A 13,197-nucleotide genomic window follows, 5' to 3' on the forward strand; every position below is an offset into this window, starting at 1 on the left:
AAATAGAAAATAATGTGCATAGTCCTATTAATAAATGTGATAACGTATCTAAATTGATAAAGTGAATTCGATGAATAGTTGATCTTTATCTATTCGTGCTACAGGAGAAATGAAGATAATGGTTTCCTATTTATTGAGTTTTGGGATGGAAAGAGTAATTGAGATTCTTAAGGGGAGCTTTCTATAAAAAGATAGAAAGTAAATACATTCACAAGAAGGGAGCTCAATATGGAAAAATTGCTAATTGAAGGCGGAAGAGCTTTAAATGGAACAATTCGAGTAAGTGGTGCAAAGAACAGTGCCGTTGCATTAATTCCAGCGACAATTTTAGCAGATACTCCAGTAACTATTGGTGGTATCCCTAATATTTCGGACGTGAAAATGTTAGGAGACTTACTAGAGGAAATTGGAGGGAAAGTAACTTATGGACAGGAGGAAGAGATGGTAGTCGATCCTTCTAACATGGTTGCAATGCCTTTGCCAAATGGAAAAGTGAAAAAATTGCGCGCTTCTTATTATTTAATGGGTGCAATGCTTGGCCGTTTTAAAAAAGCTGTTATTGGGCTTCCGGGTGGATGTCATTTAGGACCGAGGCCGATTGATCAGCATATTAAAGGGTTTGAAGCGCTAGGTGCACATGTTACGAATGAACAAGGTGCCATCTATTTAAGAGCAGATGAGCTACGCGGGGCACGTATTTATTTAGATGTTGTTAGTGTAGGAGCTACGATTAATATTATGCTAGCAGCTGTACGAGCGAAAGGTAGAACTGTTATTGAAAATGCAGCGAAAGAGCCTGAGATCATTGATGTAGCTACATTGTTAACAAGCATGGGAGCACGTATTAAAGGTGCTGGTACTGATGTAATCCGAATAGATGGTGTTGACTCTTTACATGGTTGTCACCATACTATCATTCCAGATCGTATTGAAGCTGGTACGTATATGATTCTAGGAGCTGCATCAGGAGGAGAAGTAACGGTTGATAACGTTATTCCTCAGCATTTAGAATCAGTTACTGCAAAGCTAAGAGAAGCTGGTGTTCAAGTTGAAACGAACGATGATCAAATTACGGTGAACGGTAATAGAAAGTTAAAAGTAGTTGATATCAAAACGCTTGTATATCCAGGTTTTCCAACGGATTTACAACAGCCGTTTACGACGCTTTTAACAAAGGCACACGGGACGGGAGTTGTAACAGATACAATTTACGGTGCCCGTTTCAAACACATTGATGAATTACGTCGTATGAATGCTCAAATTAAAGTAGAGGGTCGTTCGGCAATTGTAACTGGTCCTGTGTTACTGCAAGGTGCAAAAGTGAAGGCGAGTGATTTACGAGCAGGAGCGGCACTTGTTATTGCAGGGTTAATGGCAGATGGAATTACAGAAGTAACAGGACTTGAGCATATTGATCGAGGTTATGAGAATATAGTGGACAAGCTTAAAGGGCTTGGTGCAAACATTTGGCGAGAACAAATGACAAAGCAAGAAATTGAAGAAATGAAGAACGCATAAGTGATACTTCCGCAAGGGGGAAGCGAAGCATCACTACTTGCGGAAGTACACTTTATAGAAAAACACGGTTCACAAAATACGGCAGAAATATAAAGGCTTAAAGGAGAGGGATTATCGTGGAAAGAAGTTTATCTATGGAGTTAGTACGTGTAACAGAGGCTGCAGCTTTATCATCAGCGCGTTGGATGGGGCGCGGGAAAAAGGATGAGGCAGACGGTGCAGCAACATCAGCTATGCGTGATGTATTTGATACAATTCCGATGAAAGGTACAGTTGTAATTGGTGAAGGTGAGATGGATGAAGCACCAATGCTATATATCGGAGAGAAATTAGGTACAGGATATGGACCACGTGTAGACGTTGCGGTTGATCCTTTAGAAGGGACAAACATCGTAGCAGCTGGTGGCTGGAATGCTCTTGCTGTCATTGCAATTGCAGACCATGGTAATTTGTTACATGCCCCTGACATGTACATGGATAAAATCGCGGTTGGCCCAGAAGCAGTTGGGGCGGTCGACATTGATGCGCCTATTATTGATAACTTACGTGCAGTTGCGAAAGCGAAAAATAAAGATATTGAAGATGTTGTAGCGACAGTTTTAAATCGTCCACGTCATCAAGAAATTATCGAAGAAATTCGTAAAGCTGGTGCGCGCATTAAATTGATTAATGATGGAGATGTAGCTGGAGCGATTAATACAGCGTTTGATCGTACAGGTGTAGATATTTTATTTGGGTCTGGTGGAGCACCTGAAGGTGTATTAGCAGCAGTTGCTTTAAAATGTTTAGGTGGAGAAATTCACGGAAAACTATTGCCACAAAACGAAGCTGAATTAGCACGTTGTAAAAAAATGGGCATAGAAGACATTAATCGTATCCTTCGCATGGAGGACTTAGTAAAAGGTGACGATGCAATCTTTGCAGCAACAGGCGTAACAGATGGAGAACTATTACGCGGTGTTCAATTTAAAGGTAGCGTAGGAACAACGCAATCCCTTGTTATGCGCGCAAAATCAGGCACAGTTCGCTTCGTGGATGGACGTCATAGCTTGAATAAAAAACCAAACTTGGTTATTAAATAAAAAGCGTAAGCAGCTCGTTCAGAAAGGTTAAAATGGTCGATCTTTCTAACTATCGGAGCTGGAACTAAATTAAATAAGAAGCGAAGACAAATTTTCTTGTCTTCGCTTCTTGTATTTGTGTTCCAACGTATTGATTAAAACTAGATAAAAGGGTTACAATAGTGAATATTACCCTACTTGAACTTATTGCCTTTCATTATTAATTATTTGCCTTCCGTATTTTTTCCCTTTACCCATGAAAAAAGAGAATAACGTTAAAGTGTGGTGTCTGAATGAATTTGTCAATTGCAGCATTAGAAAACATGAAATTAAAAGAGTTATACGAGCTTGCGAAAGAATTTAAGATTTCGTATTATAGCAAGTTAACGAAAAAAGAGCTGATTTTTTCTATTTTGAAAGCTCGAGCAGAAAAAGAAGGTTTCTTTTTCATGGAAGGCGTATTAGAAATTATTCAATCAGAAGGATTTGGATTCCTACGTCCTATCAACTATTCTCCAAGCTCAGAAGATATTTATATCTCAGCTTCGCAAATTCGTCGTTTCGATTTACGTAATGGAGATAAGGTTTCTGGTAAAGTACGACCTCCGAAAGAAAATGAACGCTATTTTGGGTTATTACAAGTTGAAGCTGTAAACGGAGATGATCCAGATTCAGCAAAAGAGCGTGTGCATTTCCCTGCATTAACACCATTATACCCAGATCGCCAAATGAAATTGGAAACGGAACCGAAAAAGTTACCGACACGCATCATGGATTTAATCGCACCAGTTGGATTTGGACAACGTGGTTTAATTGTTGCGCCTCCAAAGGCTGGTAAAACAAGTCTATTAAAAGAAATCGCGCACAGTGTTACAACAAATCATCCGGAAGCAGAACTAATTGTACTTTTAATTGATGAGCGTCCAGAGGAAGTAACAGACATTGAACGTTCTGTTAAAGGAGATGTTGTAAGTTCTACTTTTGATGAAGTACCAGAAAATCATATTAAAGTAGCTGAGCTTGTGTTAGAACGTGCGATGCGTCTTGTAGAGCACAAGAAAGATGTTATCATTTTAATGGATAGTATTACCCGTTTAGCTCGAGCTTACAACCTCGTTATTCCACCAAGTGGTAGAACATTATCAGGTGGTATCGATCCAGCTGCCTTCCATAGACCGAAGCGTTTCTTTGGAGCTGCACGTAATATTGAAGAAGGCGGTAGCTTAACAATTTTAGCAACAGCCCTTGTTGATACAGGATCACGTATGGACGATGTTATTTACGAGGAATTTAAAGGAACTGGAAATATGGAACTTCACTTAGATCGTTCATTAGCTGAACGTCGTATCTTCCCAGCGATTGATATTCGTCGTTCTGGTACACGTAAAGAAGATCTATTAATTCCAAAAGAACATTTAGACAAGTTATGGGGCATTCGTAAGACAATGCGTGATACACCAGACTTTGTTGAAAGTTTCTTACGTAAGCTTCGTCAAACGAAGACAAATGAAGAGTTTTTACAAAACATTGTTGCAGACTCGAAAAGGTATGTAACAACTAAGTAAAGGGAAAAAAATCAGGACTCGCTTATTTTATAGTAAGCGAGTTTTTTATGCTGTTTAGGTGATATTAAAGAGAGAGATAAGTGAGAGAACCTTAGCCAGTCAGAGCTGGATGAGCTCCCTCCAGCGGCTAAAATCTCCGGTCATTTCACTCTCTCGCATGAAGCAAAAAGCGCTTCAAGGTTGAGAGTTCGAAGTGTCCTGGATTCTGAACGAGCCGCTTCTGCTTTTAAATGATATCCAGTTCCGGTGGCTAGCTCTTCGCATCTAAGAACCTTCCGCCCGAAAGGTAAAAAGCACCTTTAGGGCGAAAGAACCTTAACTGGTCAGAGCTGAGCGAGCCACCTCCACTTTTAAGATAATACCAGCTCCAGCGGCTAGAATGGTCGGTGGCTTCGCGTCTTCCTACGAGGTAAAAAGCACCTCTACGTCAGAAGCTCCATCCCCCTCCCATTCTGAGCGAGCCGCTTCTGCTTTTAAATTGTATCTAGTTCCGACGGCTAGCTCTTCGTGTCTAAGAACCTCCCACACTAAAGGTAAAAAGCACCTTTTGTGCGAGAGAACCTTAGCCAGTCAGAGCTAAACGAGCCGTCTACACTTTTAATTTCAAAAGACAAAAACAGGTAGTTGCAAAATGAAGTTAGCCTTGTTATAATTTCATCATATGTGTTTCATCAATATAGTTGTGTATGCAGCTGAAGATGAAAAACTCTGTTTCGAAAATGATTCAGGGCGGAAGGAGATGAAAAGAATGAAAGCAGGAATTCACCCAGATTACAAGAAAGTTGTATTCATGGACACAAACACAGGCTTCAAATTCTTAAGCGGATCTACTAAAGGATCTAACGAAACTGTTGAGTGGGAAGATGGTAACACTTATCCATTACTAAAAGTTGAGATCAGTTCTGATTCTCACCCATTCTACACTGGACGTCAGAAGTTTGCTACTGCAGACGGACGCGTTGACCGCTTCAATAAGAAATACGGTCTTAAGTAATAAAAACATAAAACAGGCAAGTGTATGTATTCGCTTGTCTGTTTTTTTTGCGAAAATATTATACCTTTACCCTACTTTTAACTGAAAAGTAGATGAAAGGAGAGCTTCATGTACTTAATAAATCAAAATGGCTGGATTGAAGTGATTTGCGGTAGTATGTTTTCTGGCAAGTCAGAAGAGCTAATCCGCCGTGTGCGCCGTACGCAATTTGCAAAACAACATGCAATTGTATTTAAACCATGTATTGATAATCGATATAGTGAAGAAGATGTTGTATCACATAACGGATTAAAGGTAAAAGCAGTTCCTGTTTCAGCTTCAAAGGATATATTTGAACATATTACAGAAGAGCTGGATGTTATTGCAATCGATGAGGTGCAATTTTTTGATGGGGACATTGTGGAAGTGGTGCAAGTATTGGCAAATCGTGGCTATCGTGTCATTGTAGCTGGTTTAGACCAAGATTTCCGTGGTCTACCATTTGGACAAGTTCCTCAGCTGATGGCGATTGCTGAACATGTGACAAAACTACAAGCAGTATGTTCTGTATGTGGATCTCCAGCAAGTCGTACACAACGATTAATTGATGGAGAACCAGCGGCATTTGATGATCCAATTATTTTAGTTGGAGCTTCAGAATCGTATGAACCACGTTGTCGTCATTGTCATGCAGTACCTGCAAACAAAGATAAGTAAAACTCGCTGCGCAAGGCGGGTTTTTTTCAAAATAGAGAGAATGAGCGGTGTGAGCCGCTTACGCTTTTAAATATATCTAGTTCCGGTGGCTAGCTCTTCGCATCTAAGAACCTTCCGCCCGAAAGGTAAAAAGCACCTTTAGGTCGAAAGAACCTTAGCTGGTCAGAGCTGAACAAGCCACCACCACTTTTAAATATAATTTGCGTTTTTTTGAGTAAGTACCATATACTATTTGTATTAGATACTAGGATGTAGAGGTGAATGATGTGTTAGATCGTTTGCAAGCTGTAGAAAATCGTTATGAGAAGTTAAATGAATTGTTAAGTGATCCAGCGATTATTAGTGATTCAAATAAGCTTCGTGAATATTCAAAGGAACAGTCTGATATACAGGAAACGGTAGAGGTGTATCGTGAGTATAAGGATGTTCGTGAGCAATTAAAAGATGCGAAAGCAATGTTAGAAGATAAGTTAGACGCAGAAATGCGTGAAATGGTAAAAGAAGAAGTTTCTGAGTTAGAATCACAAGATAAAACATTATCAGAGCGTCTGAAAATTTTACTTGTTCCAAAAGACCCTAATGATGATAAGAACGTTATCGTTGAGGTTCGTGGAGCTGCTGGTGGAGACGAGGCAGCTTTATTTGCTGGTGACTTATACCGTATGTATAGCCGTTACGCTGAGGTACAGGGCTGGAAAACGGAGATTATTGAGGCTAGCTATACAGAGTTAGGTGGATATAAAGAGATTATCTTTATGATTAATGGTAAAGGTGCTTTCGCGAAGCTGAAATTCGAGAATGGTGCTCACCGTGTACAACGTGTTCCTGAAACGGAATCTGGTGGACGTATTCATACATCTACAGCAACTGTAGCTGTATTACCAGAGGCAGAAGAAGTAGAAATTGATATTCACGAGAAAGATGTTCGTGTTGATACATTCGCTTCTAGTGGACCTGGTGGACAGAGCGTTAATACAACGATGTCAGCGGTGCGTTTAACGCATTTACCGACTGGTGTAGTTGTATCTTGTCAGGATGAGAAATCACAGATCAAGAATAAAGAAAAAGCGATGAAAGTATTACGCGCACGTGTTTATGATAAGTTTAGACAAGAAGCGCAAGCTGAGTATGATCAAAACCGTAAACAAGCTGTTGGTACGGGAGATCGTTCAGAGCGTATTCGTACGTATAACTTCCCGCAAAACCGTGTTACAGACCATCGAATCGGTTTAACGATTCAAAAGCTAGATCAAATCTTACAAGGTAAGTTAGATGATTTCATCAATGCCTTAGTGATGGAAGATCAGGCTCAAAAGATGGAGGCAGCTGAGTAATGCGTGTCTATGAAGCCCTGAAATGGGCTTCTTCTTTTTTACAGGAAAATGGACGAGATGAAAATGCGGGAGAAATTGTCCTTTGTCATGTATTAAAGGTGAATAGAACAGGATTACTTATGAATATGCGTGAAGAAATAACTGAGGAACAAGAGAAAAGCTTTACGGAGTTTATCCATAAGCATGTAGAAGGTATTCCTATTCAATATATGATTGGTTATGAAATGTTTTATGGACGGTCTTTCTTTGTGAATGAAGAAGTATTAATACCAAGGCCGGAAACAGAAGAGCTTATAGTGGGAGTATTAGAAAGAATCGAGCGCCATTTTGGTGATGCGAAACTACATGTAGCAGATATAGGTACAGGTAGTGGAGCGATTTCTATTACGCTTGCTTTAGAAAATAAAAATCTTCATGTGTATACAGTAGATATTGCACAAGAGTCGATTGAAGTTGCAAAAGAAAATGCAAAAGCTTTAGGTGCAGAAGTAACGTTCTATCACGGTGATTTATTGTCACCATTTCATAAAACGGGTCAAAAGCTAGATGTTGTTGTTTCAAATCCTCCATATATACCGGAAGAGGATTGGCGTGGTCTTTCTCCTGTTGTGAAAGAGCATGAGCCGAAGAGAGCACTTGTTGGTGGTGAAGACGGATTAGATTTCTATCGCCGTTTTATGGAAGAATTGCCGAATGTGTTGCAGAAGAAAGCGATTGTGGCGTTTGAAATTGGAGTAGGACAAGGTGAGGATGTAAAAAGATTGTTACAACAAGCTTTTCCACATGCTCATGTTGAGGTTGTTTTCGATATTAACGGAAAAGATCGTATGGTATTTGCAGAGATGGAGTAAGGTTCACACCTTACTCTATTTTTTTGTGGAAAAATTCATATAGATTTTGAATTTAATAGTTTAGAAAGATGAAAGTCTGTCCACACTGTTTGTAGAAGGGACGGTGGAGGAAATGAAAAAACAAGTTATTGCTTATCTTCTTATACTATTAATTGGTGCACAGTTACTTGTGCAGTTTGGATATATGAAAGCTGATGCGAAAGGGCCTTCAGTTATTCCGAAAGAGGCCGTTCGATTACGAATTTTAGCAAATAGTGATTCAGATAAAGACCAGGCATTAAAGCGTAAAGTGCGTGATGAAGTAAAAGCACAAATTGATGGATGGGTAGCGGATTTAACTTCATTTGAAGAGGCGCGCAAAGTAATTCAAAGTCATATTCCAGAAATCGAGAAAACGGTGGAAAATACGTTAAAAAGAGAAGGAAGTAAAGAATCATTTCAAGTGAAATTTAGTAAGAATGTAAAGTTTCCTACAAAGGTATATGGGAATTTTATTTATCCAGCAGGAGAATATGAAGCGGTATTGATTACAATTGGAGAAGGTGAAGGGGCGAACTGGTGGTGTGTATTATTTCCACCAATGTGTTTCTTAGATTTTTCGAGCGGGACAGCTGTAAGAAAAGAAGAGCACGTTGTGAAGGCGGAATCTCCTGAAGAGGAGCAGGTACAACTAGATGAGGAAGTAGTAGATACAGAAGAGAATAAAGTGGATGAGGTAAAAGAAACGAAAGTTGTAAAGCGGGAAGCAGTAAAAAAAGTAACAGCTTCTGAAAAGAAAGTAGTGAAAAATGAAACAAAAGTCGAAGAGCAGCCTGTAAGTAAAGAAGAAACAAAAAATGTGGAAAAAGTGGAGAAACCTGTGGAGAAAAAACAAGAACAGCAAAATGAGTATGTAAAAGTAGAAGAGGAAGAAGAAAAGCCAGAAGTTAAATTGTTTATTGTAGAAGCTTTTACATCTTTATTCTCTAAATAGTACTATTAATAAATCCCTCCTCATATATAAAAATGAGGAGGGATTTATTATGAAGAAAGTGTATTTTGCTACGAAAGCAGATGTGGAAAGATTACATTCTTTTTTCGGACAAGCTAATAAAAAAGATGATAAAATAAATGAGTTGTACGCACAATTTATGATTTTGGAAGAGGCGGAAGAAATACGAGCTGTAATTGGTTATGAACAAAGTGGGGAAGATGTACTTATTCGTTCTTGTTTATTCACACCTCATGTGGATAAACAGACTTTCTTATATTTTTTTGAAATGTTTTTGCAGTATATGAAAGAAAAAAGTGTTCAACAATTGTACTTACTAACAAATCATCCACAATCTGTACCGATCTTTCAGTTCTTTGACTTTTTTACTATAGAAAAGGATGAGGTTCCAGAGGGAATTCAACAGCTAGAACATTTTTGTAAAAATATAAAAGAGCAGAATGCAATAATACTAAATTGTCAGCTATTCACAAAGTTATCCACGGATTAATTAGGTTTATCCACATTTTGTGGATAAACCTTGTTTGTCTTTTGGATAAATCTCATAGTAAACTAAAAATAGACAAGTATTTAAGGCTAGAAAAGGACGTGGAAAAAAATGCATACAAATATGTGGGTTGTGGATAATGTTGTGGAAAGAAAAAAATATTATCCACAGTTACAAGAAGCAGCAAAATTATTAAGAGAAAATGAGGCGGTTGCTTTCCCTACGGAAACAGTATATGGGTTAGGGGCAAACGCGATGGATGATGAAGCAATCGCGAAAATTTTCGAAGCGAAAGGAAGACCGAGTGATAATCCACTCATTGTCCACATAGGTACAAAATCTCAGTTAGATGGGATTGTGAAAGAAATTCCACCAGTTGCAGAGAAGTTAATGGCGCATTTTTGGCCAGGGCCATTAACAATTATTTTGCCGAGAAAAGAAGGAATTTCAGAGAAGGTGACGGCAGGACTTAATACGGTTGGAGTAAGAATGCCTGATCATCCAATTGCACTTGCTCTTATTGAAGAGGCGAATGTACCTGTTGCGGCACCAAGTGCGAATCGTTCAGGGCGTCCAAGTCCAACATTAGCTTCTCACGTATATGAAGATTTGAATGGGAAGATTGCAGGTATTGTTGATGGTGGTGCAACTGGAGTAGGCGTTGAATCAACTGTAATTGATTGTACAAGCACGGTTCCAACAATATTACGTCCAGGTGGGATTACGAAAGAACAATTAGAAGCGGTGATAGGTACTGTTTCTTTAGATCCAGCTTTAAAGGATGAGAAGGAAAAACCGAAATCGCCTGGAATGAAATACACACATTATGCGCCGAAAGCACCACTTAGTATTGTTGAGGGCTCACGTGAGTTTATTCAGCATCTTGTGGATGAGAAGAAGAAAGAAGGATTTAAAGTAGGCGTATTAACGACAGAAGAGTACCAGTATGTATATAGTGCAGATGTTATATTATCTTGTGGTGTTAGAAGTGACTTAGCTAGCGTTGCGACTAAATTATATGATGTACTTAGAACATTTGATGCAAGTGAAGTGGATGTTATTTTTAGTGAGTCATTCCCTAATGAAGGAATAGGGAATGCAATTATGAATCGTTTAACAAAAGCGGCAGGACATCATATTATTATTGAATGATAAGGTAAGATTAGCAAACAGAATATTTCTCCTTGGATAAGCATATTGTGAAGTAGCACGTCCAAGGAGGGGCATGAATGACGTTTGAACAGCTAATACCTTTAATAATTATGGCATTCGCCTTAGGGATGGATGCGTTCTCGGTGAGTCTTGGTATGGGGATGATGCCCCTAAAGTTAAGACAAATCCTGTATATTGGTATGACGATAGGTATATTTCATATTATTATGCCGTTTATAGGAATGGTACTAGGTCGTTTTTTATCAGAGAAATATGGAGATATCGCACATTTTGCGGGTGCTATTTTATTAATCGGACTAGGGTTTTATATTGTATATTCGACCATTTTACAAAATGAAGAGACTCGAACTGCCCCTATTGGAATTAGTTTATTCGTATTTGCATTTGGCGTCAGTATAGATAGTTTCTCAGTAGGGCTTAGTCTTGGTATTTATGGAGCACAGACAATTATTACGATTTTACTGTTTGGATTTGTTAGCATGTTATTAGCGTGGATTGGTTTATTAATTGGGAGACATGCGAAAGATATGCTCGGTACATACGGTGAGATAGTAGGTGGTATCATTTTGGTTGGGTTTGGATTATATATCCTTTTTCCTATATAATTTTATGTAGGAGGGAATTATGAACAAGCTATTGGAATGGTATGTTAAATTTTTAACCTTCTTTCCTCGATGGCTAAGAAGACTTATAATTTGGGGTATTATTTTGCAAATTTCGATGTTAGGTTGGATTAAGTTAATTCGTGAATGGTGAGATAGTTCCTTTCTGTGAATATTTTGTTTGTACTATATTTATTACGCTAAAAATTACAGATATAGAAAGGATGAGATGAATGACGAGATTGAAGCAAGTTTTTGGTATTATTATTAGTTTTTTTGTTTTTTGGTTTAGTATGCTCGGTGTACAAATGTTTGCTGAGTTTTTAGATATTGAGTCATTGAAATTTGTTGCGGGAAAGACTGAGGCGGCGCGTGCCTTTTACTCTCCGTACCCGTTTTTAATTGTTTTTCTTATTACATTGCTTTCCCTATACTTCTTCGTAATTAAGCTAGGGAAGCCGAAAAAAGAGAAAATGCCTACTTTAGAGGAAAAGAAGGAAGAATTACAATGATAAAATCCCCTGCTAAAAAGCAGGGGATTTTATATTTGAGTGATGGGAGGAATCTAGCCCCATTGCTTTTAAATATATCCAGTTCCAGGGGCTAGCTCTTCGCATGAAGCAAAAAGCGCTTCAAGGTCGAGAGCTTGAAGTGCCCTGCGATTCTGAGCGAGCCACTTCCACTTTTAAACTGGCCTAACCAATTCAAATTGTTCTCCTAATTTTGCATAGTTGTGTCCTGCTAGGCGGCTTATTGGTTTGAGTCCTTCGGCGTGAATGCGCCCTTTTTCATATAGATGTTCGGCAACGTGGAAACGAACGACGCGTCCAATTAGTAGATCACAAGCTGGTGAGTCTTCCGTTCCGCCAAGTGGAATTGCACGTTCTAATACGCATTCCATTCGAATATTTGCTTCTTTTACACCTGGAACGGAGATGACTTCACTTTCAATTGGTGTTAGTTTTGCTAGTTCAATTTCACTTTCATTTGGCGGGAGGTTAGCTGCTGTTTCGTTAATTGCTGCTACATATGATTCGTCAGAAATATGTACGACAAATTCTCCTTTTTCAATTGCGTTTCGGGAAGTGTCCTTTCTTTCTCCTGCTTTTCGTTGTACAGATACTGAGATAAGTGGTGGATTAGCAGCGACAATATTGAAATAACTATATGGTGCTCCGTTTAGTACACCTTCTTTTGTTACAGAAGTAACGAATGCGACAGGACGAGGGATGATACTTCCAGTAAGTAATTTGTAATTATCTTTTTCAGTTTGTTCATTTGGATTAATGGATAACATGCTTGTAATCCCCTTTCTAAATATGAATACTTATTGTTTGTTTACAAGATAACGATGAGAAAATCCTGCTGGAAATAATATTTTGTTTCATAAAAAGAACTTACTTCAATTGTAATGAAGTAAGTTCTTTTTCAAGAATCTCAAATTTGAGATAAAAATTAAAGTAAAACGTATGCGCCAGGTCCGATTAAAGCTACACCAACAGCAACAGCGATTAACATTAAGTTATATTCATATCCATTTTGTGTTACCCAGTAACCATTTTTTCCGTGAACAGTGAAGATAGCCATTAACATTGTTCCAACGATAAATAATGAACCAACTACAATGAAAATACCTGATGCGAATAAGAAACCACCTAGTAATTCAGTTGCGCCAGCCATAAATGCCATAAATACACCAGGACGTAAACCGATTGACTCCATCCAGCCACCTGTTCCTTTTAAACCGTAACCGCCGAACCAACCAAATAATTTTTGAGCGCCATGACCTATGAATGTAATTCCTATAATAAGACGAATAATAAGTAGACCGAAATCCATCATTTTTAAAAACCTCCTAAAAGTTATTAACTTATCTTACGTAAGTAATAATAAAATAGTTACTTACTATAGTCAAGTGGATTTTG

15 protein-coding genes are annotated in these 13,197 nt (G+C 38.5%); 13 read left to right on the top strand and 2 right to left on the bottom strand.

Going from position 1 to position 13,197, the window contains the following annotated elements; translation table 11 throughout:
- The first annotated feature begins 228 nt into the window (after nt 1-228).
- The 13 genes from murA to ACTFRU_RS18530 all read left to right on the top strand — a co-directional run bounded on the left by murA (nt 229) and on the right by ACTFRU_RS18530 (nt 11,784).
- On the top strand, nt 229-1,518 hold the full coding sequence (gene murA / locus ACTFRU_RS18470; protein WP_290102055.1) for a UDP-N-acetylglucosamine 1-carboxyvinyltransferase: 1,290 nt from the start codon (nt 229-231) through the stop codon (nt 1,516-1,518).
- A gap of 116 nt (nt 1,519-1,634) precedes the next feature.
- The gene (gene glpX, locus ACTFRU_RS18475) at nt 1,635-2,600 is read left to right on the top strand and encodes a class II fructose-bisphosphatase (protein ID WP_000442340.1); all 966 of its coding nucleotides are present in this window, start codon (nt 1,635-1,637) and stop codon (nt 2,598-2,600) included.
- Nucleotides 2,601-2,872: 272 nt separating this feature from the next.
- Nucleotides 2,873-4,144, top strand: coding sequence for a transcription termination factor Rho (rho, locus tag ACTFRU_RS18480; protein ID WP_001053903.1), 1,272 nt, complete (start codon nt 2,873-2,875; stop codon nt 4,142-4,144).
- A gap of 748 nt (nt 4,145-4,892) precedes the next feature.
- Nucleotides 4,893-5,138: a type B 50S ribosomal protein L31 gene (locus ACTFRU_RS18485; RefSeq protein WP_000643433.1), complete on the top strand. Its 246-nt coding sequence runs from the start codon at nt 4,893-4,895 to the stop codon at nt 5,136-5,138.
- Between the two features lie 108 nt (nt 5,139-5,246).
- Nucleotides 5,247-5,834, top strand: a complete 588-nt coding sequence (locus tag ACTFRU_RS18490; protein ID WP_000280859.1) for a thymidine kinase — start codon at nt 5,247-5,249, stop codon at nt 5,832-5,834.
- 266 nt (nt 5,835-6,100) lie between these two features.
- Nucleotides 6,101-7,168 carry a peptide chain release factor 1 gene (gene prfA, locus ACTFRU_RS18495; protein ID WP_000887064.1) on the top strand — a complete coding sequence of 356 codons (1,068 nt, stop codon included), beginning with the start codon at nt 6,101-6,103 and terminating at the stop codon, nt 7,166-7,168.
- Complete coding sequence (prmC, locus tag ACTFRU_RS18500; RefSeq protein ID WP_006919031.1) at nt 7,168-8,019, top strand: peptide chain release factor N(5)-glutamine methyltransferase; 852 nt, start codon at nt 7,168-7,170, stop codon at nt 8,017-8,019. The genes prfA and prmC overlap by 1 nt, the downstream gene beginning before the upstream one ends.
- 112 nt (nt 8,020-8,131) lie before the next feature.
- Nucleotides 8,132-8,992 (top strand): stage II sporulation protein R, encoded by an 861-nt coding sequence (gene spoIIR, locus ACTFRU_RS18505; protein WP_033692039.1) that lies wholly within the window; start codon nt 8,132-8,134, stop codon nt 8,990-8,992.
- A 49-nt stretch (nt 8,993-9,041) separates the two neighbouring features.
- Nucleotides 9,042-9,500 (top strand): mechanosensitive ion channel protein, encoded by a 459-nt coding sequence (locus tag ACTFRU_RS18510; RefSeq protein ID WP_000758437.1) that lies wholly within the window; start codon nt 9,042-9,044, stop codon nt 9,498-9,500.
- A 108-nt stretch (nt 9,501-9,608) separates the two neighbouring features.
- Nucleotides 9,609-10,649 (top strand): L-threonylcarbamoyladenylate synthase, encoded by a 1,041-nt coding sequence (locus tag ACTFRU_RS18515; RefSeq protein WP_000557354.1) that lies wholly within the window; start codon nt 9,609-9,611, stop codon nt 10,647-10,649.
- 77 nt (nt 10,650-10,726) lie between these two features.
- A complete protein-coding gene (locus ACTFRU_RS18520; protein WP_000142475.1) occupies nt 10,727-11,275 on the top strand; it encodes a manganese efflux pump MntP in 549 nt (182 codons plus the stop codon).
- A 19-nt stretch (nt 11,276-11,294) separates the two neighbouring features.
- Nucleotides 11,295-11,426: a hypothetical protein gene (locus tag ACTFRU_RS18525; RefSeq protein WP_001037634.1), complete on the top strand. Its 132-nt coding sequence runs from the start codon at nt 11,295-11,297 to the stop codon at nt 11,424-11,426.
- Nucleotides 11,427-11,505: 79 nt separating this feature from the next.
- Nucleotides 11,506-11,784, top strand: coding sequence for a DUF3935 domain-containing protein (locus ACTFRU_RS18530; protein ID WP_000197472.1), 279 nt, complete (start codon nt 11,506-11,508; stop codon nt 11,782-11,784).
- Between the two features lie 173 nt (nt 11,785-11,957).
- On the opposite strand, the gene ACTFRU_RS18535 is transcribed toward ACTFRU_RS18530, so the two are convergent.
- Both ACTFRU_RS18535 and ACTFRU_RS18540 read right to left on the bottom strand, forming a co-directional pair.
- Nucleotides 11,958-12,569, bottom strand: a complete 612-nt coding sequence (locus ACTFRU_RS18535; RefSeq protein WP_000949055.1) for a flavin reductase family protein — start codon at nt 12,567-12,569, stop codon at nt 11,958-11,960.
- Between the two features lie 158 nt (nt 12,570-12,727).
- Nucleotides 12,728-13,114 (bottom strand): DoxX family protein, encoded by a 387-nt coding sequence (locus ACTFRU_RS18540; RefSeq protein WP_440037746.1) that lies wholly within the window; start codon nt 13,112-13,114, stop codon nt 12,728-12,730.
- Between the last annotated feature and the right edge of the window lie 83 nt (nt 13,115-13,197).

The organism is Bacillus cereus group sp. MYBK220-1, assembly GCF_051916445.1.
Taxonomy (GTDB): domain Bacteria; phylum Bacillota; class Bacilli; order Bacillales; family Bacillaceae_G; genus Bacillus_A; species Bacillus_A cereus.

Bases quoted from the DNA above. Each gene is read 5' to 3' on its own strand.
- murA (WP_290102055.1), top strand. From the start codon at position 229: ATGGAAAAATTGCTAATTGAAGGCGGAAGAGCTTTAAATGGAACAATT.
- rho (WP_001053903.1), top strand. From the start codon at position 2,873: ATGAATTTGTCAATTGCAGCATTAGAAAACATGAAATTAAAAGAGTTA.
- ACTFRU_RS18485 (WP_000643433.1), top strand. From the start codon at position 4,893: ATGAAAGCAGGAATTCACCCAGATTACAAGAAAGTTGTATTCATGGAC.
- ACTFRU_RS18490 (WP_000280859.1), top strand. From the start codon at position 5,247: ATGTACTTAATAAATCAAAATGGCTGGATTGAAGTGATTTGCGGTAGT.
- prmC (WP_006919031.1), top strand. From the start codon at position 7,168: ATGCGTGTCTATGAAGCCCTGAAATGGGCTTCTTCTTTTTTACAGGAA.
- spoIIR (WP_033692039.1), top strand. From the start codon at position 8,132: ATGAAAAAACAAGTTATTGCTTATCTTCTTATACTATTAATTGGTGCA.
- ACTFRU_RS18510 (WP_000758437.1), top strand. From the start codon at position 9,042: ATGAAGAAAGTGTATTTTGCTACGAAAGCAGATGTGGAAAGATTACAT.
- ACTFRU_RS18515 (WP_000557354.1), top strand. From the start codon at position 9,609: ATGCATACAAATATGTGGGTTGTGGATAATGTTGTGGAAAGAAAAAAA.
- ACTFRU_RS18520 (WP_000142475.1), top strand. From the start codon at position 10,727: ATGACGTTTGAACAGCTAATACCTTTAATAATTATGGCATTCGCCTTA.
- ACTFRU_RS18525 (WP_001037634.1), top strand. From the start codon at position 11,295: ATGAACAAGCTATTGGAATGGTATGTTAAATTTTTAACCTTCTTTCCT.
- ACTFRU_RS18530 (WP_000197472.1), top strand. From the start codon at position 11,506: ATGACGAGATTGAAGCAAGTTTTTGGTATTATTATTAGTTTTTTTGTT.
- ACTFRU_RS18535 (WP_000949055.1), bottom strand. From the start codon at position 12,569: ATGTTATCCATTAATCCAAATGAACAAACTGAAAAAGATAATTACAAA.
- ACTFRU_RS18540 (WP_440037746.1), bottom strand. From the start codon at position 13,114: ATGATGGATTTCGGTCTACTTATTATTCGTCTTATTATAGGAATTACA.